The organism is Synechococcus sp. 65AY6A5, assembly GCF_002760415.1.
Taxonomy (GTDB): domain Bacteria; phylum Cyanobacteriota; class Cyanobacteriia; order Thermostichales; family Thermostichaceae; genus Thermostichus.
Genome location: NZ_AXUW01000001.1, coordinates 635,513 through 660,683, shown reverse-complemented (window position 1 = coordinate 660,683; position 25,171 = coordinate 635,513). Strand labels below are relative to the sequence as shown.

The 25,171-nt window shown below is 60.9% G+C and carries 28 protein-coding genes; 13 read left to right on the top strand and 15 right to left on the bottom strand.

Annotation, left to right across the window (positions count from 1 at the left end; genetic code table 11):
• Positions 1–332 precede the first annotated feature (332 nt).
• Entirely contained in the window at positions 333–1,313 is a 981-nt protein-coding gene (gene cysK, locus SYN65AY6A5_RS03050) for a cysteine synthase A (RefSeq protein ID WP_011430534.1), read from the top strand.
• Positions 1,314–1,342: 29 nt separating this feature from the next.
• On the opposite strand, the gene ileS is transcribed toward cysK, so the two are convergent.
• Both ileS and SYN65AY6A5_RS03040 read right to left on the bottom strand, forming a co-directional pair.
• Positions 1,343–4,108, bottom strand: coding sequence for an isoleucine--tRNA ligase (gene ileS, locus SYN65AY6A5_RS03045; RefSeq protein ID WP_049749824.1), 2,766 nt, complete (start codon positions 4,106–4,108; stop codon positions 1,343–1,345).
• A 564-nt stretch (positions 4,109–4,672) separates the two neighbouring features.
• Complete coding sequence (locus SYN65AY6A5_RS03040) at positions 4,673–5,515, bottom strand: nuclear transport factor 2 family protein (protein WP_240527920.1); 843 nt, start codon at positions 5,513–5,515, stop codon at positions 4,673–4,675.
• 133 nt (positions 5,516–5,648) lie between these two features.
• On the opposite strand from SYN65AY6A5_RS03040, the gene SYN65AY6A5_RS03035 reads away from it, so the two are divergent.
• The 4 genes from SYN65AY6A5_RS03035 to SYN65AY6A5_RS03020 all read left to right on the top strand — a co-directional run bounded on the left by SYN65AY6A5_RS03035 (position 5,649) and on the right by SYN65AY6A5_RS03020 (position 9,860).
• The gene (locus SYN65AY6A5_RS03035; RefSeq protein ID WP_099813392.1) at positions 5,649–6,062 is read left to right on the top strand and encodes a rhodanese-like domain-containing protein; all 414 of its coding nucleotides are present in this window, start codon (positions 5,649–5,651) and stop codon (positions 6,060–6,062) included.
• Positions 6,063–6,193: 131 nt separating this feature from the next.
• Positions 6,194–8,041, top strand: a complete 1,848-nt coding sequence (locus SYN65AY6A5_RS03030) for an aminopeptidase P family protein (protein WP_240527865.1) — start codon at positions 6,194–6,196, stop codon at positions 8,039–8,041.
• Between the two features lie 88 nt (positions 8,042–8,129).
• Positions 8,130–8,555 (top strand): TerB family tellurite resistance protein, encoded by a 426-nt coding sequence (locus SYN65AY6A5_RS03025; RefSeq protein ID WP_011430539.1) that lies wholly within the window; start codon positions 8,130–8,132, stop codon positions 8,553–8,555.
• A 270-nt stretch (positions 8,556–8,825) separates the two neighbouring features.
• Positions 8,826–9,860 (top strand): TMEM43 family protein, encoded by a 1,035-nt coding sequence (locus SYN65AY6A5_RS03020; protein WP_143597105.1) that lies wholly within the window; start codon positions 8,826–8,828, stop codon positions 9,858–9,860.
• Positions 9,861–10,108: 248 nt separating this feature from the next.
• Here SYN65AY6A5_RS03020 and SYN65AY6A5_RS14105 read toward each other — a convergent pair whose 3' ends face one another.
• The 9 genes from SYN65AY6A5_RS14105 to SYN65AY6A5_RS02980 all read right to left on the bottom strand — a co-directional run bounded on the left by SYN65AY6A5_RS14105 (position 10,109) and on the right by SYN65AY6A5_RS02980 (position 15,913).
• Positions 10,109–10,255, bottom strand: a complete 147-nt coding sequence (locus SYN65AY6A5_RS14105) for a hypothetical protein (protein WP_206336951.1) — start codon at positions 10,253–10,255, stop codon at positions 10,109–10,111.
• A 27-nt stretch (positions 10,256–10,282) separates the two neighbouring features.
• A complete protein-coding gene (locus SYN65AY6A5_RS03015; protein WP_206336846.1) occupies positions 10,283–11,314 on the bottom strand; it encodes a PLP-dependent aminotransferase family protein in 1,032 nt (343 codons plus the stop codon).
• A 26-nt stretch (positions 11,315–11,340) separates the two neighbouring features.
• A complete protein-coding gene (locus tag SYN65AY6A5_RS03010; protein WP_228375226.1) occupies positions 11,341–12,438 on the bottom strand; it encodes a hypothetical protein in 1,098 nt (365 codons plus the stop codon).
• Positions 12,435–12,977: a hypothetical protein gene (locus tag SYN65AY6A5_RS03005; RefSeq protein ID WP_187147154.1), complete on the bottom strand. Its 543-nt coding sequence runs from the start codon at positions 12,975–12,977 to the stop codon at positions 12,435–12,437. Before SYN65AY6A5_RS03005 ends, SYN65AY6A5_RS03010 begins: the two co-directional genes overlap by 4 nt.
• Before the next feature lie 101 nt (positions 12,978–13,078).
• Complete coding sequence (pyrF, locus tag SYN65AY6A5_RS03000) at positions 13,079–13,777, bottom strand: orotidine-5'-phosphate decarboxylase (RefSeq protein WP_011430543.1); 699 nt, start codon at positions 13,775–13,777, stop codon at positions 13,079–13,081.
• Between the two features lie 20 nt (positions 13,778–13,797).
• Positions 13,798–14,229, bottom strand: a complete 432-nt coding sequence (locus tag SYN65AY6A5_RS02995; protein WP_041438398.1) for a DUF6464 family protein — start codon at positions 14,227–14,229, stop codon at positions 13,798–13,800.
• 55 nt (positions 14,230–14,284) lie between these two features.
• Positions 14,285–14,626 (bottom strand): hypothetical protein, encoded by a 342-nt coding sequence (locus SYN65AY6A5_RS02990; RefSeq protein WP_011430545.1) that lies wholly within the window; start codon positions 14,624–14,626, stop codon positions 14,285–14,287.
• Positions 14,627–14,690: 64 nt separating this feature from the next.
• The gene (pgeF, locus tag SYN65AY6A5_RS02985; protein ID WP_011430546.1) at positions 14,691–15,503 is read right to left on the bottom strand and encodes a peptidoglycan editing factor PgeF; all 813 of its coding nucleotides are present in this window, start codon (positions 15,501–15,503) and stop codon (positions 14,691–14,693) included.
• A complete protein-coding gene (locus tag SYN65AY6A5_RS02980) occupies positions 15,500–15,913 on the bottom strand; it encodes a DUF3119 family protein (protein WP_011430547.1) in 414 nt (137 codons plus the stop codon). Before SYN65AY6A5_RS02980 ends, pgeF begins: the two co-directional genes overlap by 4 nt.
• A gap of 150 nt (positions 15,914–16,063) precedes the next feature.
• Here SYN65AY6A5_RS02980 and arsB point away from each other — a divergent pair, with 150 nt between their 5' ends.
• Entirely contained in the window at positions 16,064–17,212 is a 1,149-nt protein-coding gene (gene arsB / locus SYN65AY6A5_RS02975; RefSeq protein WP_099813388.1) for an ACR3 family arsenite efflux transporter, read from the top strand.
• Between the two features lie 16 nt (positions 17,213–17,228).
• On the top strand, positions 17,229–17,645 hold the full coding sequence (locus tag SYN65AY6A5_RS02970; RefSeq protein WP_099813149.1) for a DUF202 domain-containing protein: 417 nt from the start codon (positions 17,229–17,231) through the stop codon (positions 17,643–17,645).
• Here the strand turns inward: SYN65AY6A5_RS02970 and SYN65AY6A5_RS02965 are convergent.
• Positions 17,612–18,019 (bottom strand): metalloregulator ArsR/SmtB family transcription factor, encoded by a 408-nt coding sequence (locus SYN65AY6A5_RS02965; RefSeq protein WP_206336922.1) that lies wholly within the window; start codon positions 18,017–18,019, stop codon positions 17,612–17,614. The genes SYN65AY6A5_RS02970 and SYN65AY6A5_RS02965 overlap by 34 nt on opposite strands.
• Positions 18,020–18,131: 112 nt before the next feature.
• On the opposite strand from SYN65AY6A5_RS02965, the gene SYN65AY6A5_RS02960 reads away from it, so the two are divergent.
• From SYN65AY6A5_RS02960 to sulP, 4 genes are all read left to right on the top strand, one after another.
• Entirely contained in the window at positions 18,132–18,848 is a 717-nt protein-coding gene (locus SYN65AY6A5_RS02960; RefSeq protein ID WP_011430551.1) for an MBL fold metallo-hydrolase, read from the top strand.
• 97 nt (positions 18,849–18,945) lie between these two features.
• Positions 18,946–19,413, top strand: coding sequence for a DUF29 domain-containing protein (locus tag SYN65AY6A5_RS02955; protein ID WP_099883888.1), 468 nt, complete (start codon positions 18,946–18,948; stop codon positions 19,411–19,413).
• A 19-nt stretch (positions 19,414–19,432) separates the two neighbouring features.
• Positions 19,433–20,014 carry a rhodanese-like domain-containing protein gene (locus SYN65AY6A5_RS02950; protein WP_099813146.1) on the top strand — a complete coding sequence of 194 codons (582 nt, stop codon included), beginning with the start codon at positions 19,433–19,435 and terminating at the stop codon, positions 20,012–20,014.
• A complete protein-coding gene (sulP, locus tag SYN65AY6A5_RS02945; RefSeq protein WP_099883886.1) occupies positions 20,011–21,807 on the top strand; it encodes a sulfate permease in 1,797 nt (598 codons plus the stop codon). The genes SYN65AY6A5_RS02950 and sulP overlap by 4 nt, the downstream gene beginning before the upstream one ends.
• Here the strand turns inward: sulP and SYN65AY6A5_RS02940 are convergent.
• The gene (locus SYN65AY6A5_RS02940) at positions 21,782–23,038 is read right to left on the bottom strand and encodes a coenzyme F420-0:L-glutamate ligase (protein ID WP_240527862.1); all 1,257 of its coding nucleotides are present in this window, start codon (positions 23,036–23,038) and stop codon (positions 21,782–21,784) included. The two genes, sulP and SYN65AY6A5_RS02940, sit on opposite strands and share 26 nt — an antisense overlap.
• A gap of 209 nt (positions 23,039–23,247) precedes the next feature.
• Between SYN65AY6A5_RS02940 and trxA the strand changes: the two genes are divergently transcribed.
• Both trxA and lipB read left to right on the top strand, forming a co-directional pair.
• Entirely contained in the window at positions 23,248–23,580 is a 333-nt protein-coding gene (trxA, locus tag SYN65AY6A5_RS02935; protein WP_011430556.1) for a thioredoxin, read from the top strand.
• A 13-nt stretch (positions 23,581–23,593) separates the two neighbouring features.
• Positions 23,594–24,376: a lipoyl(octanoyl) transferase LipB gene (gene lipB / locus SYN65AY6A5_RS02930; RefSeq protein WP_099813144.1), complete on the top strand. Its 783-nt coding sequence runs from the start codon at positions 23,594–23,596 to the stop codon at positions 24,374–24,376.
• Here the strand turns inward: lipB and SYN65AY6A5_RS02925 are convergent.
• Both SYN65AY6A5_RS02925 and SYN65AY6A5_RS02920 read right to left on the bottom strand, forming a co-directional pair.
• Positions 24,373–24,822 carry a tetratricopeptide repeat protein gene (locus SYN65AY6A5_RS02925; protein WP_168174234.1) on the bottom strand — a complete coding sequence of 150 codons (450 nt, stop codon included), beginning with the start codon at positions 24,820–24,822 and terminating at the stop codon, positions 24,373–24,375. The genes lipB and SYN65AY6A5_RS02925 overlap by 4 nt on opposite strands.
• A 52-nt stretch (positions 24,823–24,874) precedes the next feature.
• Positions 24,875–25,171 (bottom strand): zinc ribbon domain-containing protein (locus SYN65AY6A5_RS02920; RefSeq protein WP_143597130.1); only part of this gene is annotated, 297 nt, incomplete at its 5' end.

Here is a 25,171-nt window from a genome sequence, read left to right as displayed (position 1 = left end):
GTTCCGGCAACGCCGTTTTCTACAACTAGATCCATTTTATTGTTGCGAGTCTGCGACGGGGGTATCTGGCACTGACTGCCTCTCGACAGTACAGTGCGGGGCTGATCTACCCCCGAACCCCCTTCAGCTAAATCATTTTCTGGGCGGGTTTTGTTGCCATCCCCTGCGGAACTTCGGAAAACATCGGGATCCCCTGGTCCAAGGGCAGTGAGATCCTGAGAGGGAGCACCAAGGAGCTCATGCAGGGGTTAGCATCGCACAAGGCCCTCGGCTGCTCTGGACTTGAGGCCGACGGCCTGCTGTCGCGATCGGTTTCTGCCTTTTTGTGAACCATGAAAATTGCCGCCAACATCACTCAGCTCATCGGTCGTACCCCTCTTGTGCGGCTAAACCGGATCCCTCAATCCGAAGGGTGTCTGGCTGAGATCGTCGTGAAATTGGAGAGCTTTAACCCTGCCGCCTCGGTGAAAGATCGCATTGCCGTGAGCATGATCGAGGCTGCCGAACGAGCTGGCTTGATCACCCCCGGCAAGACCATCTTGGTGGAGCCCACCTCTGGCAATACCGGCATTGGCCTGGCCATGGCTGCTGCTGCCAAGGGTTACCGGCTGATCATCGTTATGCCTGAGAGCATGAGCCTGGAGCGGCGGCGGCTGCTGAAGGCTTACGGAGCAGAGGTGCACCTGGCCAGCAGCGCCGGCGGCATGGGGGAGGCCATCTGGAAGGCCGAAGAGATCGTGCGCCGCACCCCCAATGCCTATATGCTGGGCCAATTCACCAATCCGGCCAACCCTCAAATCCACGCCCGCACCACTGGCCCGGAGATCTGGGAGGATACCGATGGCCAGGTGGACATCTTGGTGGCGGGGGTGGGTACCGGCGGCACCATCACAGGGGCAGGCGGCTTCCTCAAAAGCCAAAAACCCTCCATTCGACTGGTGGCCGTCGAGCCCAAGGCCAGTGCTGTTTTAAGTGGAGGGCGGCCCGGTTTTCACCGCATCGAGGGCATCGGGGCGGGGTTTGTGCCGGAGGTGTTGCGGCGCGACCTGCTGGACGAGGTAATTGCGGTAGATGACGAGGAGAGCATGGTCTACAGCCGCCGCCTGGCCAAAGAAGAAGGGATCCTCTCCGGCATCTCCACCGGGGCAGCCCTGGCTGCCGCTATCCAGGTGGGGCGGCGACCGGAAAACGCCGGCAAGCTGATCGTGATGATCCAGCCCAGCTTTGGCGAGCGCTACCTGAGCACGCCCCTCTTCCGCAACCTGGAGCGGGAGGAGGCCGACGCCGGGATCCTGCAGGCCAACCCAACCTAGGCCAACAATTCCGACAATCCATCCGACGTTCAAAATTCGCCGGCCAGGGCTGCCACACAGCGCTCGCACAGCTCTGGGTGTTCGGCAAACTCGCCCACCCGGGTGGAATAGTTCCAGCAGCGCACGCATTTTTTCCCCTCCGCTGGCTGAACGGCAACCTGTAGATCCTCCTCTCCAGGGCCGGCCTTGACCAACTCGACTTGGGAAGTGATAAACAGGTAGCGCAGCTCGGCTGCCCGCTCCTCCAGCAGGGCATGTAGGTGGGGATCCGCCACCTTGAGGATGAGTTTGGCCTCGGTGGAAGCGCCGATGACCTTGTCGGTGCGGGCCTGCTCCAGGGCCTTGTTCACCTCCTGCCGCACCGCCCGCAGCTTTTCCCAGGTGGCGGCCAACTGGGGATCCCGCCACTGCTCCGGCAGCCGCATCCAGCCCCCTTCGAACACCGAGCGGGTGGGCTTGGGGTAGGGCAGGTAGCTCCAGATCTCTTCGGCTAGGTGGGAGAGCACGGGGGCAATGGCCTTGGCCAAGTTCTCCAGCACCAGCGACAGCACCGTCTGGCACTGCCGCCGCCGCAGGCTGCGGGCGTGGCTGATGTAGAGGCGATCCTTGCCGATATCCAAGTAGAAATTGGAGAGATCCACCACACAGAAGTTTTGAACCGCTTGGAAAAAGCGGTAGAACTGGTAGTTTTCAAACGATTCGGTGATCTCCGCTCCCACCTCCTGCAGGCGGTGCAGGATGTAGCGATCCAACTCCGTCAACGCTTCAAAAGGAACAGCATCCTGCGCCGGGTTGAAGTCGTAGAGGTTGCTCAGCAAAAAGCGGGCCGTGTTGCGGATCTTGCGGTAGACATCCGCCATCTGCCCCAGAATGGTCTTGCCTATCGGCACATCGCCGGAGTAGTCGACGCTGGAGACCCACAGCCGCAGCACATCGGCCCCGTAGGCGGGATCCGTCTGCGGATTGCTGCCGCCGTTGATGAGCAGCAGGGGATCGATGACGTTGCCCAGGGACTTGCTCATCTTCTGGCCCTTTTCGTCCAGCACAAAGCCGTGGGTGAGCACCGCCTTGTAAGGGGCCTGGCCGTTGACGGCCACGGAAGTCAGCAAGCTGGACTGGAACCAACCCCGGTGCTGGTCGGAACCCTCCAGGTAGAGATCCACGGGGTAGCCCAACCCGCGTGCCCGGGCCACCGCCGCCCAGGAGGAGCCGGAGTCAAACCAGACATCCATGGTGTCTGTGCCCTTGCGGTAGGTGCGGCCATGGCGGCGGTACTGCTCCGGCAGCAGCTCTTCCACCGGGCGCTTCCACCAGGCGTCGGATCCCTCTTGGGCGAAGATGGCCTTGATGTGGTCGATAGTTTCGGCTGTGAGCAGCACCTCGCCGGTCTCCTCGTCGTAAAAGACGGGGATGGGCACGCCCCAGGCCCGCTGGCGGGAGATGCACCAGTCGGAGCGCTCCTTGACCATGGCGGTGATGCGGTTTTCCCCTTCCGGCGGGATCCACTTCACGGTTTTGATGGCCTGCAGGGCCAGCTCCCGGAAGCCGGCTACAGAGGCAAACCACTGCTCGGTGGCCCGGAAGATGGTTGGTTCTTTGGTGCGCCAGTCGTAGGGGTATTTGTGGTTGTAGGGTTCTTCCTTGAGCAGGGCGCCGACAGCCCGCAAAGCCTTAATGACAGCTAGGTTGCCACTGGTTTCTGGTTCTTTGGAGAGCACATCTAGCCCGACAAACTGGGATCCGGCCTCGGCGGTGAATCTCCCCTGCTCATCCACAGGGCTGAGGATGGGCAGGCCGTATTTTTGGCCGGTCTTGAAGTCCTCTTCCCCATGCCCCGGCGCCGTGTGGACAATGCCGGTGCCGGACTCGGTGGTAACATAGTCCCCCAGCACACAGAGGCTGCTGCGGTCGAAGAGGGGGTGGCGTCCCTGGCAGTACTCCAGGGCGGATCCCGGCAGGGTGGCCTTGACCTCTAAGGGGGTCTCCAGGACTTTCTCCAGCCGCTGCCGCAAATCGGCGGCAATCAGTAGTAGGCCGAAGCGGGGAGACTCCACCACCGCATAGGTAAGCTTGGGATTGAAACAGAGAGCCAAGTTGGCCGGGATCGTCCACGGGGTAGTCGTCCAGATGGCCGCCCGCAGGCCTGGCAAGAAGGGCTCCAAAATCGGCTGCGCCGCCGGGCTGAGGCTCTGCAGAGGAAAAGCTACGTAGATGCTGGGGGAGATGTGGTTGTCGGGATATTCCAGCTCCGCTTCCGCCAGGGCTGTCTGGGAGCTGGGGCTCCAGTGGACGGGCTTGAGGCCGCGGTAGATGTAGCCTTTAAGGGCCATCTGGCCAAACACCTCGATCTGGGCCGCCTCGTACTCCGGCGATAGGGTCAGGTAGGGCCGATCCCAATCTCCCCATACCCCCAGCCGCTGAAAACTGGCCCGCTGCACGTTGACGTAGTGCAAGGCGTACTCTCTGGCCTTTTGCCGCAGTTGTAGGGGGGTGAGGCTCTGCCGCTCCTGGGGGGAGAGGCTTTGCAACACCTTCAGCTCGATGGGCAGACCGTGGCAATCCCAGCCGGGCACATAGCGCACCTTGCGCCCCTGCAGGAGGTGGTACTTGTTGATGATGTCCTTGAGGATCTTGTTGAGGGTGGTGCCCATGTGGATGTCGCCATTGGCATAGGGCGGCCCATCGTGCAGCACAAAGGGATCCCCAGGATTGTTCTCCGACAGACGCTGATAGATTTGCTCTTCCTGCCAAAAGGCTTGGATGGCGGGCTCCCTCTTGGCAGCCTCCGCCCGCATGGGAAACTGGGTTTGCGGCAGGTTGAGGGTACTTTTGTAGTCCACGGCAACTTGAGCAGGCTAAAGGGCGTCCTTCTATCCTACGCCGTTGCCTCGTTCTCAGTCTCCTTGGCCTGAGGGGAAGGGATCCGGCCCGCCACCTTGGTAAAGATTTGTGCTAGCCTCAGGATGTCGTTGAGTAAGGGAGGTTCCAGCGGATGCCAGATAGTAGTTGTTGTAAGGGTCGTCAAGTTGGGTTCAGCCGGCTGTGCGCCGGGGCTGTTCTCTAACGGCCTGAACTCAGATCCTTAGCTTGCTGAGGAGTCTTCGCGTTCTGGCTCGCTTGGAGTTCCTCCCGGCAGTCAGGTTCCAGTTGAAGGCCCGCTAGACCGCTCTCTCCTGGACCGCCTGTTTTGCCTGGGTGGTGGGGGAGAGCGGATAGTTTTTCTGCAAGTTTTCGACGACCGCCGGGGCTTGGAGTCAAGCAGAAATCTTCCGAGGGCTTCCAGACCTCTCAAATCTCAGCTTCGCCCAAAAGATCTCAACAACTACCCAGGTCAAGAGTCCTTAAGGGCTGTCGATCCCTCAGGGTTGAATGACGAGGCGCCGGCTTTCGACAACAAGGCCACTCTGGTTGACTAGCATCACCGAGAGCCAGCGGGCGCCAGCTTCTGGCGGCGCATCTGCCTGCAGGAAGAGCCCGCCCGCCTGCAGAGGTTCAAGGGCAAACGAAGTTAGATCTAAGTAGCCGGCCGCAGCCACGGGCTGCTCCTCGACGGCGCCCAACAGCAAAGATTGGGCGAGGGGCTCGGCCACAATGGCCTGCAGCGAGTAGGGGGATCCCGGCTTGACCACCTCCGGCAACCTGAAGGTGACGGTGGGGGGCGCCGAGCCGGAGGTGAGGGTGCTGGCCTCCCGCAGCACTTCCTGCTCCACCAACAGCAGTTGCTCCGGCTTGGCCGCATTCGGGCGGTAGCGGTTGCGCACCAGGGCAGAGGCCTGCACCTGAAACTCCCCCCGCGCTGAAGATTGGGATCCCTGCACTTGGCTGGCGATCTCGGCCACGATCTCAGGGCCTAGCCGCCGCCAAGAGAGAATTTCCGCTGCGTAGGTCAGCTGGGGATGGGCCTCCCACAGCTTGCGAATGGCCCTTTCCACCCCCTGCCGATCCAGGCCGTCGCGGTGGCGGAAGTCGGGGCTATAGCCGGCCATCACCTCCTCCAGATCCCGCCGGTTGGCGGCCTCTATTTGCTCTTGCAGCCACTTCACCAAGGGAGCCGGTGCCGGGGCGGAGACCTGTTTTTGGATCCCGCTTTCCAGAGGCAAGGGGGCAGCCTGGGCCGCTGCCTTGCTGGGCAAAGGGATCCCCCAGCTCAAAGTCAGAGCAAGGAACCCAAGCAGTTGGGAAAGGGTGGATTGGAAGCTCAAACTGGGGGCCTCCGGCGGCAAATCTGCCTTTCTTTAGTTTAGCTTGCTGAGGATCGAGGTTTTGAGGTTTGGCGTTGCCTCACTGGAGTGGGCCTGGGTTTATCCTGGGAGCTGGGTTCTCGGCGAGGTGTGCATGGCGTCCCACCACTCCCCTGCTTTCTTAGCTTTGGTCAACGAGGCCAAAAGCCGCATCCAAGAGCTGACAGTCGAGCAAGTCAGGCAGAAACAACTGCAAGGGGATCCCTTTTATTTGGTCGACGTGCGGGAAGAGTCGGAGTGGCAGGCCGGCCACATCGTCGGCGCCATTCACCTCAGCAAAGGCATTATCGAGCGGGACATCGAGAAGGTGATCCCAGACAAAGAAGCCGAGATTGTCCTCTATTGTGGCGGCGGCTTTCGTTCGGCGCTGGCAGCCGATAACCTGCAAAAGATGGGCTACCGCCGCGTGATCTCCATGGACGGCGGGATCCGCGCTTGGCGAGAGGCCGGCTTTCCCGAATCTCAGCCCTCACCCCCAGCCCCTCTCCCAGAGGGAGAGGGGAGTTAGAGCGGTGCGTTCGCAACCGCGTCGCCTAGCAATAACGCAGAAGCCCTTGGCTACTGCTTCGCAGTTGACCAGCGGCCTAGGTAGCCGGTTCCTCTCTTCCCATCTGCTTTCCCAAGGTAAAGAGAACTATATTGGTCTCTAAGGTCATCGGCCCAGATCTCCCTCTCATCCCCACCATGCTCCAAACCCTGCCCCGCCTGGATATTGCCACTCGTTTGCAGCAGTTGCGCCAGCTTTTGCAGGAACAAAATCTCGATGGCTTTTGGGTGCCCTCGGCTGATGAGCACCTCAATGAGTATTTGCTGGAATATCGCAAGCGGCGGCAGTGGATCACGGGCTTTACCGGCTCGGTGGGCGATGCCCTAATCAGCCAAGACCGCGCCTGGCTGTGGGTGGATCCCCGCTACCACGAGCAGGCGGAGCGGGAGGTGGATCCCAACCTGTTTACGGTGATCAAAGGCGGCCTGCCGGATCAGCCCAGCCTGATGGAGATCGTGGAAGAGCTGGGATCCGGCTTTCGCCTGGGGGTGGATCCTTTTACGGTGTCGGTGGCCACCTACCGCCAGTTGCAAGCCCACGCCCAAGCCGGAGGAGTGCTGCTGGTGCCGGTTAGCGAAAACCCACTGGACAAGCTGGCCAAGGAATCTAGCCAAGCCCTCTTGGAGCAACCCATCTACCCTGTCCCTGCCCAGCTCTGCGGAGCCCCCCCCAGCGACAAGCTGGCCCAGGTGCGCCAGGAGATGCGCCGCAAGCGGGTGGGACTGTTGCCCCTAACCAAACTGGATCAGGTAGCTTGGCTGTTTAACCTGCGCGGCTCCGACATTCCCTACAACCCGGTCTTCCGCGCCTATGCGCTAGTTGCCCTGGAGAGGGTTGCCCTGTTTACTGATCTGGAGCGCCTCACTCCCTCCGCAAAGCAAGTGCTGGCTGAGGCAGGGGTAGAGCTCTGGCCCTACGAGGCCTACCGGGAACAACTGCCCCAGTGGGCCGAGCGCTACGGGCCAGTGGGAGTAGATCCCAAGCAGACTACCCAGGGCACGCAAGAGCTGCTGCGGGGGGCAACCTGTCGCGAGTTGGATCACCCCGTGGATCTCCTCAAGGCGGTCAAAAACCCCACCGAGCTGGAGCAGATGCGCCTGGCCAACCGCAAAGCCAGCCGGGCCAAGATCCGCACCCTGGCCTGGATTGACCGGCAAATCCAAGCAGGGATCCCCATCAGCGAAGCCGATGTGGCCGCTGTTATGGAGGCCCACTACCGCGAGGAAGGGGATTGGGTGGGCCTGAGCTTCAACACCATTGCCGGGGCCGGCGCCAACAGCTCCATCGTCCACTACGGCACCCCCGATCCCCAGAAGTTCTTGCAGACAGGCGAGTTGTTTCTGTTGGATTCCGGATCCCACTACCTGGGGGGCACGACCGACGCTACCCGCACCCTCTGGATTGGCCCGCAACCGGCGGATCCCCTGTGCCGGCGGCGCTACACCGAGGTGCTCAAAGCCCACATTCACTGCGCCCGTCAGATCTTCCCCCCCGATACCTACGGCGTCTCCTTGGATGGCATTGCCCGTTCCAGCCTTTGGCAAGCGGGGCTGGACTACGGCCACGGTACCGGCCACGGTGTCGGCGCCTTTTTGAACGTCCACGAGGGGCCCAACGGGATCCACCGCCGCGCCAGCACCCCCCTCAAGGTAGGCATGATCACCAGTATCGAGCCGGGCTACTACCAGCCGGGCTGGGGTGGAATTCGCCTAGAGAACCTCTACGAAGTGATTGCAATTCCGGAGCCAGAGGGCTGGATGGGCTTTCGCTCCCTGACTTGGATCCCTTTCGATAGGCGGCTGATCGATTGGGATCTCTTGGACGAGGCACAGCGGGCTTGGCTTGAGGAGTATCACCGCCAGGTCTACGCCATTCACCACGCCACCTTGTCAGAACAAGATGCCGCCTGGTTAAAACGCGCCTGCGGCCTCGCCGAGTGAGACTGCCCCTGGCCAGCCCCTTCCCAGCTCGCTCAGGGCCCCAGAACCCCGACCGCCAGCGGCACCTCTAGCGACAAGGGATCCCGCCATGAACCCGACAACCCAACATCGGCTCATCCTCAAAATTGTGGCCGGCTCCGCCTGGGCCGATGGGCACCTAGAGCCGCAGGAGTTGGCCTATCTGAGATCCCTGCTGCGCCGCTATGGTTTGGAGCACGATGCCGAGCTGCGAGAGCTGATCCAAGAGCCCATTCCGATGGCGCAAACGGAGCGCTGGATGGCCGATTATCTCGCCCAGGCCACCGAAACCGAGCGCCTACAACTTCTGGGGGCAATCGGCAACCTGATGATGGCCGACAACGCCGTTTCTCCGGAAGAGCACGACCTTTTGGATGACTACTACACCCTAATGGCAGGGATCCCGCCTCGCCCAGAATCGGCACCCCATCTGGTGAAGGGCGTGGGGCAGTTTTTCCGGCGCCTGGTCAAGGCTGTAAGGGGGGACATTGCTTAATCAATTCTTAGCTGAAAAATAGGGTTCTCATAACCTGTACGAGGTGCAATCTACTTCTGGAATAGACATAAGTTTGGAAAAGTTAAAAACTTGCTCTGAATTCTATAATTCTATAAAACGGCTAGATTTCATGGATAAATAGAAGGGGCTGTGCTAGACTGAAGCCATCGCTGGGGACAGGGCTATGGCTGAGCGTTATAGACAGGTAGAGCGGGTTGGGTTTGGCTCGCGGCTGGCCAGTTCTTTTGTATCAGTGTTTGTTGAATTGTTTTGGGATCGTTCTGGCTTTTGTTTTGGAATGAGGGGCGGGTCAACCTTGCCCAAGTGGCAACTGGGGCCATTGAAATCAGTCCATTGGGCTCGCCCTCTGCGCCTCTTGGAAGCTTAGTATCGCTCACAGGCCCAATTACCAGCAATGAGCTTTTGGGCGATAATCTCTTCCTGCGGCCAGGGCCGTATATTGCCGTCAGGCGCAAGGCGGAAATGTATGCTTGGGAAGAGGAAAAAGAAACTCGCACTCAAGAGGAGTTTGGCGGATCGGAAGTCAGAGAGACAATCTATACTTACACCAAAGTCTGGACGGAAAACCCCGAAGATTCAAGCCGGTTTTATCGCAGCAGTGAGCACGTCAACCCACCGATGGCTTTTTCCAGCCAACTCTTTCGAGTCAGCCAGGCTCAAATTGGGAATTACCGAATTGGAATGCAAGATTTGCAGATCGAAACTCCCTACGCTGTTCCTCTGGAGCCCCAAACGTTGATCCGGGGGATCCCAGCTAGGGTGGAAGGCTCTTATGTTTTCAAGGGGCGGGGAACCCTGGCCAATCCACAAATTGGCGATATGCGAACTTCGTACACTGCCTTGTACAGCGGAACTCAAGTAACTGTCTTTGGTCGTTTGGCCACCCCTAACAGCCTAGAGAGCTACCTGGGGCCGCGCAGCATTCGATTTTATCGGCTATTTGCCAGCGATCGATTTGCAGCCATTGAGCGTCTTGCTGCCGAACACAATGCCCTGACTTGGATCCTGCGCTTTGTGGGATTCTTGATGATGTGGATCGGGGCCGACTCTTTCTTCGTCCCCCTTCATACGATGCTCAGCATCTTTCCTTTTCTAAGCGGCCTGGGGCGATCTATGACGAGAGTGGTCACCTTTTTCATAGCCTTGGTTTTAACAGGGACGACTATTTTAGTCTCATCGATAGTGCATAATCCGGTGGCGCTGCTCCTCTGTTTGGGTGTGGCGGGAGTTTTCATCCTCAACGTGCTGGGGCGACGTCCCAGACGGCAAGTGGCAGGTTTTTAAGAGTTCCTCTGCCGGCACAGCAAAGAGCTTGCAGCGCTGCTGCATCCATTCAAATATGGCTGCTCCGAAGAGCAGCGAAATAGCTTGTCTCGATTCCTCTTACTTTCCCCTCACCCCCAACTTCTCTCCCGAAGGACAAAAGGAGCTGGGGATCAAGGCAAACGGTTTCAACGCAATTTGGAGCGACCAACCTACTAATCCCCGAAGGTTAAGAGCCGCTTTGTGGCTGCCCTAGCAGATTCTTTTTCCTATATTGATCGTTGGCCCATGAGTTTGTACAGTTGCTCTCCGAGGATCTGGATGCCGCTGAGGATGCGCTCTTCCGGTTGGTAGCTGAAGGCGAGGCGCAGGGCGTGATCCCCTTGGCCATCAGCAAAGCAGTGGGTACCCGGCAAGAAAGTTACCCCCAGCGCTCGGGTGGCCTACAGCAAGGTGTTGGCACTCAGGGGAGGGGGCAGCTCGCACCAGATAAAGAATCCACCCCCAGGGGCCTCCACCTTGACTTCAGGGGGAAAACATTGAGCGATGGCCTCCAACATCAGGTGGCACTTTTCTCGGTAACGGCGGATCAAAAGCTGAATGTGGCTCTCTAGGCGGCCTTCCCCGCAGTATCGGGCCACCACCCGGCCCAAAAAAGGCCCCAGGGATCCCTCGCTGCGAAACATCTCCAAGCGGCGGATGATCTCGGGATGGCCACAGGCCCAGCCCACCCGCACCCCCGGCGCCACAATCTTGGAAAAGGTGCCCACGTGCAGAACCCAGCCCTCTTTATCCAGCGCGGCCAAACTGGGCAAGGGATCCCCGACAAAGCGCAGGTCGTAGTAGGCCTCGTCCTCCACCACCACCACGCCGTATTCAGCCGCCAACTGCAGCAGCTTCTGCCGCCGCGGCCAAGAGAGGGTGCAGCCCCTAGGGTTGTGAAAGGTGGGAATGGTGTAGATAAAGCGGGGTGGGATCCCTTGGCGGGCTAGCTCGCGCAACACCTCTTCCAGGCGATCCACCACCATGCCCTCCCCATCCACCGGGATCGAGATCAGACGCGCCCCTGCCGCCGCAAAACGGCTGACCGCCCCCATGAAGGTGGGCCCCTCCACGATCACCACATCCCCCGGCTCCACAAAGACCTGGGGCAAGAGGCCAAGGATCTGCCCAGAGCCATAGCCGATCAAGAGGTTTTCCGGCTGCGCCTCCACCCCTCTGGCCCGCATCAACTGCTGCACCACCTCGATCAACCCGGCAAAGGTGCCGCCGTAATTGAGGGCAGCATCCCCATCTTCCGCCAACACCTCCGCTGTCGCCCGCGCCAGGTCGGCCTTGGGAAACAACCGCGGATCCGCCAGGCCAAAGGTAAAACTGGTTACTACCGGCACCGCCCCAGCGATCTCCGCGCCAACAGGAGGCGGGATCACCGCCTGGGCCCGCCGGGCGAACAGGGTCTCTAAGAGGGGCCGCATCCGAATCTTCAAGGCAGGAGAAGAACTCAGGCCAACGCTTGCCACGATAACAAGAACGAGCTGGCTAAGAGCAGGGATCCCAAAAACTGTCGCCAGCCCCGGCAGGGGATCTCCGCCAAGACGCCACCGGCACTCAGGCACAAAAAGGGCAGGGCCACCAGGCCCCAACGGGCGCTTTGCTGCAACAGGTTCATCTGGGGATCCCAAAGCCAAGCTGCTAGCACCCCCATCCACAGGACATGGCCCAAACCAGCCAAGCTGAGCAGGGTTTGTTGGCGTTCCGCCCAGGGCCAACCCAGCCGCACCAAGGCCAGCCCCAAGGGCAACATCAAGGTGGCCAGAACAGCCAGGCCGCTTTGGCTGGTGAGCGAATAGGACACCGTCGCCGTAGGAAAGCGCTCTGTCCCGGTGAAGGGATCGGCGGGCAGCTCGACCCGCAGCAACCAGGAGAGGCCAATCACCAGCAGCAGCCAGAGTAGCCCTTGCAACCGCTGCCGCGGCCAGTGTTGGCTAGTCCATAGCGCCCCCCAGAGCAGGGCCAAGAGCCAAACTTTGTAGCTCAAGGCACAGGCCAGCGCCAAACCCCCCCAGCGCAGGCGGGATCCCGGTCCAACACCGCTGCTGACCAACAAGACCAGGCTGGCCAAGATCTCGTTGCCCGGCTCCAAACCCTGGGTCAGCACCCAGGGGCTGAGTCCCCACAGGCCAGCGCTCCAGAAATTGCCCCAGCTCCAGCACAACAGCAGGATTACCAGGCAGGCCAGGGCCGAGACAGCTCGCAGGATCCCTTCGGGGGGGATCCCGGTTCCCTCAGCCAGCCAGGGCAGTAGCCCGTTTGCAATTGAATGGTAGAGAGGCAGTTCCGCTTGGACAGGGGGCAGGGATCCCTCAGGGCCACTGATGGGCACAGCGCGCCACCACAGCATCTGAGCCGGTTGCCCCACAAAGCGGAGCCGCTGACCCAGCAGCAACCCCATCCCTCCCCACAGCAGCCAGTGGCTCACCCAACTGAGCCCGTCTGGGCGGTGGTGCCGACGTTTGTCCGCCCTGGACAGGCTCAGTTGAGGAAAAGAGGGACGAGACAGCCGTTTGCCCTGAGGAGGCATGGCGGGGGGAAACTTCATAGGGTAGGCCTAGTCAACTCTAGATCGCCCGTCAAGGGACACCCAGCCTCCTGCCAGCGACGAATGGCTTGGGCGGTCAGTCCTTCGGTGACGTCGCGGACAGGAACACCGGCGCCGGTAACCTGCAGGCGCACCAGTTGCCAGGGATCCCCAGGTGTAGCCCGCAGCACATAAGCTTCATAAGCCAGTTGCAGGGTTTCGCTGCGCCGACCGGCTAGGGGGTTATCCTCCCGCTCGGGCTGCTGGGGCAGAACCAAGCGGCGCTCCAGCGTGGTGAAATACAAGCGAAAGCCTTGGGAAGCCGAGGCGGCTGGGCTATCCGGCAGAAGCTGGGCCAGCTCCTCGGCAGAGAGGAGTTCGGCCTCTGGCCGGCCCACCAACACCACCTGAAAGTCTGAGCGGGCGCGGCTCAAGGCCAAATTGAGAAACAAGGGCAACTGCTCTGTCAGGGCTTCAGCCCAGGTTTGCGGATCGGCAGCACAAACTTCTCCTCTGGCTGCTGTGGCAGTAAGGCAGCACAACCCCAAAGCCGCCGACAAACCTATCCGCCACCCCCCTCGGGCGGGGTGGGGGAAAAGATACCCGCCCGCTTGTCTTCTTCGCCGGCTACACCAGCCTAGGAACGGCATTGCCCCAATCCTCAGCCGATCGCTTCCTCTACAGCTTGAAAGCGTTGCCAGGCCGAAACGGGATCCGCAGCCGCCGTGATGGGGCGGCCCACCACCAAATAATCGGCCCCCGCCCGCAGCGCTGCCGCGGGGGTGCAGACCCGCCGCTGGTCGTCCTCCGCTTCTGGATCCCCAAGGCGGATCCCTGGGGTTACCAGCAGCACCTCCGGCCCCAAAGCCTGCCGTAGCCGTCCCACTTCCTGGGGGGAGCAGACCAGCCCGCTCACGCCTTGATCCAGAGCTAGCCGCGCCAACTGCAACACATAGTCGCCGGGATCTCGTTCAACGCCCAACTCCTGCCGCACCTGGTCGGGGCCAAGGCTGGTGAGAAGAGTAACTGCCAACAGCCGGCAAGAACTGCCCTGGGTGGCGGCCACTGCTGCCCGCAACATGGCACTGCCGCCAGCGGCATGAACGGTGAGCAGATCCACCCCATAACCAACGGCCACCTGAGCGGCCCGCCCCACTGTGTGGGGAATGTCGTGCAGCTTTAAATCGAGAAAAATGCGCTTGCCCCGTTCCTTAAGGGCCTGCAAAATCTGAGGGCCAACAGCCGTAAACAGCTCCAGGCCCACCTTCCACCACAGCACCTGGGGCAGGCGATCCACCCACTTCAGGGCCTGCTCCCAAGAAGCGGTATCTAGAGCAACAATGAGGCGGCTACCCTGCATGGCGAAAGCCCTCAGGCCGGCTAACGCGAAGGGCTCCGCTCTCGCGGCTCATAGTGGGAGCAGCCTTCACAGGGGCCATAGGGGTTGACGGCACAGCGCAACTCCGGGGAAAGGGCATTGTAGCGACAGGTGGGATCCCCAATCCAGCCAGGCGGCGAAGCGACATAAGTATAAACAACTACACCCCCGAACCCCAGTGGGCTGACGAAGAAACGGCTGGTGCTGAAGGACTCCCCCCCAGCAGGGTTGAACGTTTCCTCATCGAGCTCTGAACCGGGCTGCGGCTCCTCCTCCAGGCTCCAGAAGGCTTCCCACTGCCGAAGGGTTTCTTGGAGAGGCGCGGCCAGGTGTTCCGCCAACTCCGTCAGGGCGGCTTCCAAAGCGGTGAGGCTTTCTTCCGCCGCCTGGGTGAAGGCTGCCACCCATTCCTCCAAGAGCTTCTCAAAATCCATGCAGCAGCAACCTGAGAGCTTTCTTTTCACCTTACCGCTTGCCTGGGCAAGCCGGCTAACTTCCCCCTTGACAAACGGCATCTACTAACTCTTGGTTGACCAAGGGAAACAGCTCCGCCAATTCTTCGGCAGATAGGTTGCCGGTACAAACATTGGCGCGGATATGCCACTCTGCCCACATCAGCGCCGAGGGAACGGTGGGATCCTGGCCTTGCTCGGAGCCGGAACCCTTTGCGGGCCCTGGAGCCAGGCGGCGTCCGGGCCCGATGTTCAGTTGCAGTACGTTGTCGCGGTTGATGCCCGTCAGAGAGGTCTGGGCAGGGGCTTCTCCGACAAAGGCAAAAGGGAAAGACAAAGCCACCCAAACCAACCCCCGAAGGGCAAGCCGGCAAAGCATGGGATCCCTCCCCCGCGAGATAGGGTTGAGTTTTGAGGGCAATTATAGCTGCTATTTTTGGCAGCTAGGATTTGTCAAAAGCCGCCTTTGGCAGGCCAATCGCCGACCACTGCACGCAACGACGGCCCTGGTCATCCTCTAAGGCCCCCTCGCGGCGATAGGAAAAGAAATCCTGAGGCTGGCCAAAGGTGCAATGAGGACTGATGGCGATGTGCTCCGGCGGGATCCCCTGAGCTTCGGCCTGGGCGCGGTTGATCCAGCGCAGATCCAGGCGCACCTTACCCGGCAGAGGATCTGGCCAGAGGGCAGGTTGTGGGTCTACCCCTGAAGGCAGCGACTGCAGCACCTGCTCGGCCACTTCCTGAGAAACCTGGTAGGCTGGCCCGGAGATGGCCGGCCCCAGGGCAATGCGGATTTGGCTGGCAGGGATCCCCCCCTGGAGAAAGGCCTGCAGCACCTTAGTCAGGATACCGGCAGCCGTCCCCCTCCAGCCGGCGTGAACTGCGGCCACCCAGTGGGGGCTGGCCACCAAAATGGGCACACAGTCGGCAGTGCAAACCCAGGCCGAGTCCCCTGGGCGACGGGCGATCACGGCATCTGCTTCGGGACGGGCGAAACTCCCTTCCCCGACGTGAGAACCTGAAGCCCTCCCCTGGGAGAAGACAACTGCATCCGCCCACGTCCAGCGACAGCCATGCACCTGGTGGCCCCACGCAGCTCGTTCTGGGAGGAGTTGCAACTGGTCGGCCATATCGGCTGGTTGATAGGGGGAAGCTTGACGACAGCCAAAAGCATGGGGCCACCCCGCCAGCAGTTGACACTGCAGCCAACGCCATCTCCCTGCCTCTTGCCAAACCCAGCCCCCGGAACCGCTCATCGGCCTGATGGGTGGAAAGGGGATCCCTGCCGTCGGGCGTGCAGGTGGCCTAGCCGCTCCTCCAGGCAGATGCGCAGCTCGACCGGGTTGAAGAGCATCGGCAAAAAGTGAATGCTCCGGCTTTCTCGGAAGAAAAACAAAATCGGCACCGGCCGCCAGAAGATCTGCCAGTCCTGCCACTCGCTGTAGGGGAACTCGCGGATGCGCCGGGAGCCGCTGTAGACCTGCAGCGCCGTGCGGGTAAAGGCCAGCCCGATCAGACAGGTCTGTACCAGCAAAAACAGGCCAAACAACCCCACTCCCAACCCTAGCCAAAACGAGAGCCACAACAGCGGCACCGCCAAAGCCAGCACTGCCAAGCTGAGGCGGAAGTCGGGGGTCAACAGATGGGCAGAGTGGGGTTTGATCACTTTTTGCTTCTCCTCCGCTTGCCAGCTCCATTTTACGCCGCTGCCACTACCTTTCTCCGGAGGGATCCCGCCTCTGGGTAAGTTGGGGGCATACCAAACAAGTTGTTTTGATGTATCCTGACAGAGCACACAGGAACGCGGCTTTTGATCATGGCCCTAACCGCATCTGACCCCAAAGCTCTCCCCAGCGGCGGCTCCCTGAGCTTTTTTGAGCGCTATCTCACCCTTTGGGTGGCCCTGTGTATTGTTGCCGGGATCCTCCTGGGGCGATGGTTTCCGGGCGTGGCCGAGGCTTTGGATGCCTTGAGCCTCTATCAGGTCTCCCTTCCCATTGCCGTCTGCCTGTTTTTCATGATGTATCCCATCATGGTGAAAATTGACTTCGGCCAGGCAGCCTATGCTTTGAAATCTCCCAAGCCAGTGCTGTTGACCCTGGCCGTGAACTGGCTGGTGAAGCCCTTTACCATGGTGGTGATCGCCCAGTTTTTTTTGGGGTGGCTGTTTGCCCCTTGGATAACCGGCACGGAAATCATCCGCGGCACAGAGATTAGCCTCAGCAGCTCCTACATTGCCGGGGCCATTTTGTTGGGCATTGCTCCTTGTACAGCCATGGTGCTGATGTGGGGCTATCTCAGCTATGGCAACCAGGGCCACACCCTGGTGATGGTGGCGGTGAACTCTTTAACCATGCTCTTCCTCTACGCACCGCTGGGCCGCTGGCTGCTGGCCATGAGCGATTTAACGGTGCCCTGGCAAACCATTTTGCTGTCGGTGGCCGTCTATGTGGGCCTACCGTTAGTTGCAGGAGCAGCCTCCCGCTATTGGATTCTCAAAACCAAGGGCCGGGAATGGTTTGAAAAAGCTTTTTTGCGCTACCTCAACCCCATTGCCATCGCCGCCTTGCTGGTGACGTTGGTGCTTCTTTTTGCTTTTAAAGGGGATCTCATTGTGGAAAATCCCTTCCACATTTTGTTGATCGCAGTGCCTCTTTTCGTTCAAACCAACCTCATTTTCGGCATCACCTATGTGGCAGCCCAGAAACTGGGCTTGTGCTATGAGGATGCGGCTCCGGCAGCTTTAATCGGCGCCAGCAACCACTTTGAGGTGGCCATTGCAACGGCGGTGGTGCTGTTTGGCTTGAACTCAGGGGCCGCCCTGGCCACCGTCGTAGGGGTGTTGATCGAGGTGCCGGTGATGTTGATGTTGGTGGAGATCTGCCGGCGTACCGCCTTTTATTTCCCCCGCCAGCCGGAAAAGGCCAGCTTGCCCGATCCCCGCTGCCTTAAAATTAGCCCCTGAGGGATCCCTTCAGCCCATGAACCTGCCCCCGGATCGCCAACGGGAACACCAGGCCAACGAGCGCACCTTTCTGGCTTGGCTGCGCACCTCTGTGGCTCTCATTGCCTTTGGTTTTGCCCTCACCCGCTTCAGCCTCTTTCTGCAGCAGATCGAAGCTTCCAGCTCCCCCGAGCAGCCCTCCCCGAGCCACGGCCTCTTGAGTACCCAGAACCTGGGCCTCCTGTTGGTGATCTTTGGGATCCTGACAATTGGCCTTTCAACCTGGCGCTACAACCAGGTGATGCGGCGAATCGAGGCGGGCAACTTTCGCCCCAGCCGTTTTCTCGTCTGGATCATGGCTGCGGTGGTGGCCCTGTTTGGGCTGCTGAGCCTTCCCCTGATGCTGCGCCGCCCCCGCCCTCAGGAGCCTTCCCGGCTCAGCCTGCCGGAGTGAAGGGCTGCCAGCGGCTGCAATTGCCGGGCTTGCTGCTTGAGCCGCTCGATCAACTGCCTGCACACCACCTCGCACAGCTCAAAGCAGATGGGATCGGCAATTTGGTAGTAGACGCTCACGCCCCTGGGCTCGCGGCTGACGATCCCTGCCTGCGCCAAGATCTTGAGATGTTTGGAAACGTTGGCCTGGCCCATGCCGGTGGCCTCTAAGATCTGGGTGACGTTCTTGGGTCCCGAGCGCAACTGACACAGGATCTGCAGCCGGCTGGGCTCCGCCAAAACCTTGAAGTACTCCGCTACGCTGGTCAGCACTTCCGGCGTCAGAGTCAACTGGCACTCGTCTTTGCCACCTTTCACGAGCTCGTCCCAATCCATAGCCTGTCTTGAGGGATGCGCTGGCTTGATTTTAACACTAAATAGTTATACAGTAGATCTAGAGGCCCGAATTGGATCGCGTTCGGGTTTTGCCAACAGACAGGAGGGCAGCATGCTATTTCGCCAACTGTTCGACACCGAGACGAGCACCTACACCTATTTAATCGCAGACCCAGACACCCGCGAGGCAGCTCTGGTGGATCCCGTTTTGGAGCAGGTGGAGCGGGACTTGAAGTTAATTCGAGAGCTGGGTCTGACCTTGAAGTACTGCTTGGAAACCCACGTCCACGCCGATCACATCACCGGCACTGGCAAGCTGCGCGAGCTGACCGGCTGCCAAGGGGTGGTGCCGGTTCAGGCCAAGGCGCAATGTGCGGATCGCTTTATCGGCCATGGGGAAACGCTGCAGGTGGGATCCATTGTCATCGAGGCCATCGCCACCCTGGGCCACACCGACAGCCACATGACCTATCGCGTCAATGGGGATCGCGTTCTTACCGGCGATGCCCTGCTCATTCGCGGCTGTGGGCGCACGGATTTCCAAAGTGGGGATCCCGGCCTGATGTATGACCATGTTACCCAGCACCTGTTTACCCTGCCGGACGAGACGTTGGTCTATCCCGGCCATGACTACCGGGGGCACACCGTCTCCACTATTGGCGAAGAGAAGCGCTGGAACCCCCGCTTTGTGGATCTACAGACGGGCAAGCTGCGTTCGCGGGAGAGCTTCATCGCCCTGATGAACAGCCTCAACCTACCTCAGCCCAAGAAGATTCAGGAGGCGGTGCCCGCCAACGAGCAGTGCGGCCAAGTGGCAGCCGCGGTTTAGTGGGGCAAACCCTCTTGGGTGGGAGAGCCTGGCTGTAAAGCCTGCGGGGCTAGCTAGACTTCTCTGAGCCGGCGGGTCAGAAATGGGAGGGTTGAGAGTGGATCCAGAAAGTCTCTATGAGAAGGATTTCTATGCTTGGACTCAGCAACAAGCTCAATTTCTGCGGGAGCGGGCTTGGGAGAAGCTAGACCTGCCCCATTTGATTGAGGAGATGGAATCGTTGGGCAGGCAACAGCGGCAAGAGCTGCGCAACCGGCTAGGGGTTTTGGTGGGGCACCTTCTGAAATGGGAGTATCAGCCGCAGGCTAGATCTGTAAGCTGGCTTCTTACCCTACAGGTGCAGCGACAGGAAGTTCTGGATCTATTGGAAGAAAACCCCAGCTTGAGGCCCTATTTGCCGGAGGCCATCTCCAAGTCTTACTTGAGGGCGCTGCAGCTAGCCCTGGAAGAGACCAAGCTGCCCAGAAAGACTTTTCCCAAGACGTGTCCTTACGCTCCCGAGCAAATCCTGGATAGCCAGTTTTACCCCGGCGAGCCCAGCAGGTTGCTTGAGGAAGAAGGTTAGTTACCCGAGGAGGAAACCAATGACTGTAGCCCGACAAAATCCTACGCCTTCCGCTCAGCAGGAACGGGATCCCCGTCTCAAGGAGATCGACGCCCTGACCTTAAAGCAGTGGCTGGATCAAGGGCGGGTACAGCTCATCGACGTGCGGGAGCCGGGAGAATATGCCGATGAGCGGATCCCAGGGGCGATCAACATGCCTCTGTCTAGCTTTGATCCGGCCAAGGTGCCCGCCTCGACGCCGGAAAAACCGGTGGTGTTGCAGTGCCGCATGGGCAGCCGCTCCATCCGCGCCGGCTGTCAGTTGCTGGAGTACGGCTGGCCGGAAGCGATGAGCCTAAAGGGCGGGATCGAAGCCTGGAAGGCCGCCAAGCTGCCCACCACCCGCACCCGCAACGCCCCCATCTCGCTGATGCGGCAGGTTCAAATTGCGGCGGGATCCCTGGTGGTGGCCGGCACCCTGCTGGGAGCTTTTGTCCATCCGGCCTGGCTGCTGCTGAGCGGCTTTGTGGGAGCCGGGCTGGTGTTTGCCGGGATCACCAACACCTGCGGCCTGGCGCTGCTGTTGGCCCGCATGCCCTGGAACCAAGGTCAGACGCTATGAGCAGCGAGATCCCGTCCGCCTCTTCTACAAAGCAGGGGATCTGGGCGCGCTACCTGCCCTTTGCCAAGGATTCCTTGTGGTGGCTTCGCTATCGGCGAGAGGATCTGCCGGGGGATCTCATTGCCGGACTGGTTACAGCCCTTCTCCTAGTGCCCCAGAGCATGGCCTACGCGCTGCTGGCCGGGCTGCCTCCCCAGGCGGGCCTCTACGCCAGCATCCTGCCGGTGATCGCCTACGGCTTTCTGGGATCCAGCCGGGCTTTGTCGGTGGGGCCGGTGGCCATCATCTCCCTGCTGGTGGCCGCGGGCTTGGAGCCGCTGGCTGAGCCGAGCAGCCCGGAGTATGGCCGGCTGGCGCTGGGCTTGGCCCTGGAAGCGGGCTTGATCCAAGTAGGGGTAGGTCTGCTGCGCTTGGGGTTTCTGGCCAATTTCTTGAGCCACTCAGTGGTAACGGCCTTCGGCAGCGCGGCAGCCTTGATCATCGCCTTCAGCCAGCTCCGCCATCTGCTGGGGGTGAAGATCGCCAACACCGAGTCCTTCTGGCTGCTGCTGCAACGGCTCTGGCAGAGCTTGGAGGGAGTCAACTGGGCCACCCTGGGGCTGGGGCTGTTGGCCATCACCCTCTTGGTGTACGCCCAGCAGAAGCTCCCCGCTCAACTGCGCCGCTGGGGGATCCCACCCCTCTGGGGCCTACTTCTCACCAAGGGCGCGCCGCTGGGAGCCGTCTTCCTGACCACGCTGCTGGTGTGGGGGTTGAACCTCTCAGAGAGAGCGGGGGTGGCGGTGGTGGGATCCATTCCGGCGGGTTTGCCCCCCCTGACCTTCCCTTGGCTGAGCTGGGCAGAGTGGAGAGCTTTGCTGCCCACAGCTTTGGCCATCAGCTTGGTGGGCTTTACGGAAAGCTATGCGGTGGGGCAGTCGCTGGCCAGCCAGCGGCGCCAGAAAGTGGATCCCAACCAGGATCTAGTGGCCCTGGGGGTGGCCAACCTGGCGGCAGCCGTGAGTGGTGGCTACCCGGTAACCGGTGGGATCAGCCGCTCGGTGGTTAACGCTCAGGCCGGGGCCAACAGCGGCCTGGCCTCGGTGGTCACGGGATCCCTGATAGCCCTGGCAGTGAGCTGGCTGATGCCCCTGTTTACCTTCCTGCCCCAGACGACCCTAGCAGCTATTGTGCTGGTGGCAGTGCTGGGACTGGTGGATTTTCACCCCTTGCTGCAGAGCTGGCGCTACGACCGCGGCGATGCCTTGGTTTGGCTGGTCACCTTTGCCAGCGTGCTGGGGATCGGGGTGGAGCCGGGGATTGGGCTGGGGGTGCTGGTTTCCATCCTGCTCTTTCTTTGGCGGGCCAGCCGTCCCCACATCGCCATTGTTGGCCAGGTGCCGGGCACCGAGCACTACCGCAACGTGCTGCGCCATGAGGTGATTACCGATCCGCGCATCTTGGCGGTGCGGGTGGATGAAAGCCTGTTTTTTGCCAACGCGGCCTACCTGCAGGAGTCCATCCTGCAGGAGGTAGCAGCGCGGCCAGCAGTGGAACAGGTGCTGCTGGTGGCCAGCGCCATTAACTTCGTCGACGGCAGCGCTTTGGAGGCCCTGGCCCAGTTGGTAGAACGTCTGCAGCAAATGGGGGTGGGCTTTGCCCTGGCCGAGGTGAAGGGGCCGGTGATGGATCGCCTCAAAAGGGCTGGGTTTGTGGAGAAAGTGGGCGCCGAGCGCTTCTTCTTGTCGACCCACCAGGCGATGCAGGTTCTCAAGTCTCAGACGAACTCTATGCCGGCAGCCGCTTCCGGATGAGCACAATCGGCGTTTGCTCTGCCGCATTGCCGGCTGGGTTCTTGCGCAGCGCCTGCTCCACCAGCTCCTCCTCCACGCCAGGGCTGGTTGCCAGAACGCTTACTTCGCCTAGATCGTTGGCATCGACAATGGCCACCTCGTAGCCGGTCTGGGCATGGAGCTCGGCCACCAGCTTGGCTGGATCCCGCGGCCCCAAGACGATGAACTGGTCGTAGGGGGGCAAAGTGCCGGTGACATCGTCGATCAAGGCCGCCTGCTCCCCCGCCAGGGCGTAGAAGGCTCCGCGGATCCCCAGCAATTTGGCCAGGGATCCGACGACAAAAGCCCCCAACACCCGCCAGGCCCCCGAACAGTCGATCAACGTCTGCATCCCATAGCAGCTTGAGAGACTGGTTTTGGAAGGGAAGAAGTAGCAGAGGGTGCGGGCCAGCCAGCCGGGCTGCACCTGCAGGGGATGGCGAAAGTTGCCCTGGACGATGGCCGCCGCGCTTTCCGAGATGGCCACAATATCGCCGGGCTGGATATGGGGGCCTACGTAGTGCCGCAGCACCTCGGCTAGGTCGTCGCTGGGGGTAAGCAGATGGGTGGGAACAGGAGCCCAACTCACCAGCCCCTGCTGCTGCCAGGCCAGCTCCGGCAAGGGCTCCACTTCCTGCAAGGGCAGGATCAGGTGGCTGGTCTTCAGGGTGCGCCGTTGCCGCCCGTACTGGATGTAGTCCAACTCCAGCCAGGCCGAGCGCAAATCTGCCAGCCCTTCCCCCTCTAGCTCGATCTCGACTTCTAAGCCGGTCTGGCTTTGGGGGGAGATGATGTAGGCCTGCCAGTAGTTGTCTGGGCGGGGGGGCAGATCCGGATGGCGGGAGCGCAGGCGGATCCTACTTTGGATCCCTTCGAGGGAGCCGGCGCTGAGCAGATGCAGCCGCGGCTGCACCTGGGCCAAGGTGACCTCAAAAAGGGGGTTGAGGTTGCGGGCCACAAACTCGGCCTGGATAAGCCAGCGATGAGGGCTGAGGCGGCTGAGGCGCCAGCTCTGGGGCTCCACCAGCAGACAGTCGGCGGGGCGGGTCTTCAGCCAGTACAGCAACGTCGCCACACTTAGGAGCAGCCCGGCCACCACCTGGATCCAGGCCGAGGGATCCCAAAGCCAGCGCCCGATCCCCCAGAGGCTCAAGACCATGCCAGCCAATACGCCAGCCACCACACCTCGGCTCACCATCCGAATGGTTGCCATTGGGATCCCACTCCTTAAACCCTGCTCAAGTCTGCCCCTTCCTTCAGGCCTGCACCCTAGACTACAGGTACGCTCCCCAGCCCTAGCCATCCTACCGGGAAACCGCCAGCACCCTGTAGCAGGATCCCTATCTACACCTTCATCTCAAACAGTTAGACTAAAAATAGATTGCACCCTAAGTTTTCTGCCGCATCCTTTGGAGGTTGCCCATGGCCCAAAAACAGCAGTTCAAGAGCTTTGACGACATGATCCAGGGATCCAAAACTCCCATTCTGGTGGACTTTTACGCTACCTGGTGTGGTCCCTGTCAGGTGATGGCTCAGGTGTTGGAGCAGGTGAAGCCGCAGGTGGGGGATGCTATTTCCTTCGTGAAGGTGGATATAGATAAATACCCCAACATTGCTGCCCGCTGGGGGATCTACGCTGTGCCGACTCTCATCCTGTTCAAAGACGGGAAGCCGGTTGACCGCATCGAGGGGCTGTTGCAGCCTCGCGCCCTGGTGGAGCGGTTGCGGGCGCAGATCGGCCTGCCGGTCAGCTAAGGGCAGATAGACCTTGAGGGCGTTTTGGCAGGAGCTTGAGGCGGGGCCGGTTCTCCAAGTTCACCAGGCGGGAGAGGTGCCCTACCGCAGGGCGTGGGCTTGGCAGCAAGTCAGGTTGGCCCAGATGATCCGCGATCCCCAGGTGCCAGATGGGCTTTTGTTGCTCACCCACCCGCCGGTCTACACCCTGGGGGCGGGGGCCGATCCCAAGTTTCTCAAAAGCCTGGCTGGACAGATAGGATCTCCAGACACTCAGCCAGAGTCCCCTGTTACTGAGGGGCCGGAGATCCTGCGGGTGGAGCGGGGCGGCGAAGTGACCTACCACGGGCCGGGCCAGTGGGTGGGTTATGCCCTGCTCAACCTAAAGCGCCATAGGACTGTCTACGGCTCCCACGGCCAGCCGGATCTGCATCGCTACCTGCGCCACCTAGAAGAGGTGCTCATCCAGACTGTGGCCCACTTCGGCCTGCAGGGGGAGCGGATCCCTGGCCTAACAGGGGTTTGGGTGCAAGGCCACAAGGTGGCGGCCATCGGCATCAAGGTCTCCCGCTGGGTGACCTACCACGGCTTTGCCCTCAACGTCTGCCCGGATCTAGCTGCCTTCGAGGCCATCGTGCCCTGTGGGATCCCTGATCGCCCGGTGGGATCCCTGGTTCAGTTTTGTCCCCGAGTAACGATGGCGGCAGTGGCCCCGGTGGTGGTGAAGTCCTTTTGTCAGGTCTTTGGGCTGCAAGCTCAGGAAGTTTCCTTATCAGAGTGGTTGGGAGAACGCAAGTCTCTAAAGACTCAAGGCTAATCCACCCCCAACTGGCGCAGCAGTTGCTGCAGGATGGCCTGGTTGGCAAAGTTGCCACTCTTGGAAAAGAGAGCCAAGGCCTGGCGAAAGTCGGCCATGGCGGCTTCTCGATCCCCCAGTTGCAGGTGGGCCACGCCGCGGCTGAAGTAGGCTTCTGGAATTCGCGGATCCAACTGAATGGCCCGCTCCGCATCGGCCAGAGCTTCTTCCGGCTGGCGCAACTGGTTGTAGACGTAGCTGCGGTTCACATAGGCCGGAGCATAGCTGGGATCCAACTGCACCGCCCGATCCAGATCCGCCAGGGCAGCTACGGGATCCCCCCGCAGCAACTTGAGGGATCCCTGCCAGTTGAACTCGGAAGCGGTGTTTGGGGCCGAGGTCTTCTCAGGAGGAGGTGGGAAGGCAAGCAAAGAGATGGCAGGGGCAGGAGCGAGGAATGCTGCCAAGAAACCTATCAGAGCTATCCTTCCCCATCGACACTTGATTGTGCTGATACATTTACGCTGAACACTGCTGAGTATTATCGCTCAACGGTGCAGCGATAGCATCCTGCCCACTGCTGAACAGGATGGCGGTATCCCGCAAAGCCCTGAGCATAACGCCCAGAGCGCCTTGCCAATCTCGTGGTAGCCTATGGTTGCACTTTGGGCATCTAAACACCTTTGCGCCACCCAACTTGGTGTGGATGTGCCCGCACTTGGTACAGGTTTTGCTGGTGTACGCTTCCGATACTTCCACGACAACCACGTTTTTCTTCTTGGCTTGAAACTTCAGGAACTGCTTGAACCGATAGTG

Bases quoted from the DNA above. Each gene is read 5' to 3' on its own strand.
- SYN65AY6A5_RS02965 (WP_206336922.1), bottom strand. From the start codon at position 18,019: ATGGATTGGGACGAGCTCGTGAAAGGTGGCAAAGACGAGTGCCAGTTG.
- SYN65AY6A5_RS02970 (WP_099813149.1), top strand. From the start codon at position 17,229: ATGAACCTGCCCCCGGATCGCCAACGGGAACACCAGGCCAACGAGCGC.
- SYN65AY6A5_RS03025 (WP_011430539.1), top strand. From the start codon at position 8,130: ATGAACCCGACAACCCAACATCGGCTCATCCTCAAAATTGTGGCCGGC.
- ileS (WP_049749824.1), bottom strand. From the start codon at position 4,108: ATGCGGGCGGAGGCTGCCAAGAGGGAGCCCGCCATCCAAGCCTTTTGG.
- sulP (WP_099883886.1), top strand. From the start codon at position 20,011: ATGAGCAGCGAGATCCCGTCCGCCTCTTCTACAAAGCAGGGGATCTGG.
- SYN65AY6A5_RS02940 (WP_240527862.1), bottom strand. From the start codon at position 23,038: ATGGCAACCATTCGGATGGTGAGCCGAGGTGTGGTGGCTGGCGTATTG.
- SYN65AY6A5_RS02950 (WP_099813146.1), top strand. From the start codon at position 19,433: ATGACTGTAGCCCGACAAAATCCTACGCCTTCCGCTCAGCAGGAACGG.
- trxA (WP_011430556.1), top strand. From the start codon at position 23,248: ATGGCCCAAAAACAGCAGTTCAAGAGCTTTGACGACATGATCCAGGGA.
- SYN65AY6A5_RS02960 (WP_011430551.1), top strand. From the start codon at position 18,132: ATGCTATTTCGCCAACTGTTCGACACCGAGACGAGCACCTACACCTAT.
- SYN65AY6A5_RS03035 (WP_099813392.1), top strand. From the start codon at position 5,649: ATGGCGTCCCACCACTCCCCTGCTTTCTTAGCTTTGGTCAACGAGGCC.
- arsB (WP_099813388.1), top strand. From the start codon at position 16,064: ATGGCCCTAACCGCATCTGACCCCAAAGCTCTCCCCAGCGGCGGCTCC.
- pgeF (WP_011430546.1), bottom strand. From the start codon at position 15,503: ATGAGCGGTTCCGGGGGCTGGGTTTGGCAAGAGGCAGGGAGATGGCGT.
- SYN65AY6A5_RS03010 (WP_228375226.1), bottom strand. From the start codon at position 12,438: ATGAAGTTTCCCCCCGCCATGCCTCCTCAGGGCAAACGGCTGTCTCGT.
- pyrF (WP_011430543.1), bottom strand. From the start codon at position 13,777: ATGCAGGGTAGCCGCCTCATTGTTGCTCTAGATACCGCTTCTTGGGAG.
- SYN65AY6A5_RS03015 (WP_206336846.1), bottom strand. From the start codon at position 11,314: ATGCGGCCCCTCTTAGAGACCCTGTTCGCCCGGCGGGCCCAGGCGGTG.
- cysK (WP_011430534.1), top strand. From the start codon at position 333: ATGAAAATTGCCGCCAACATCACTCAGCTCATCGGTCGTACCCCTCTT.
- SYN65AY6A5_RS02995 (WP_041438398.1), bottom strand. From the start codon at position 14,229: ATGGATTTTGAGAAGCTCTTGGAGGAATGGGTGGCAGCCTTCACCCAG.
- SYN65AY6A5_RS02990 (WP_011430545.1), bottom strand. From the start codon at position 14,626: ATGCTTTGCCGGCTTGCCCTTCGGGGGTTGGTTTGGGTGGCTTTGTCT.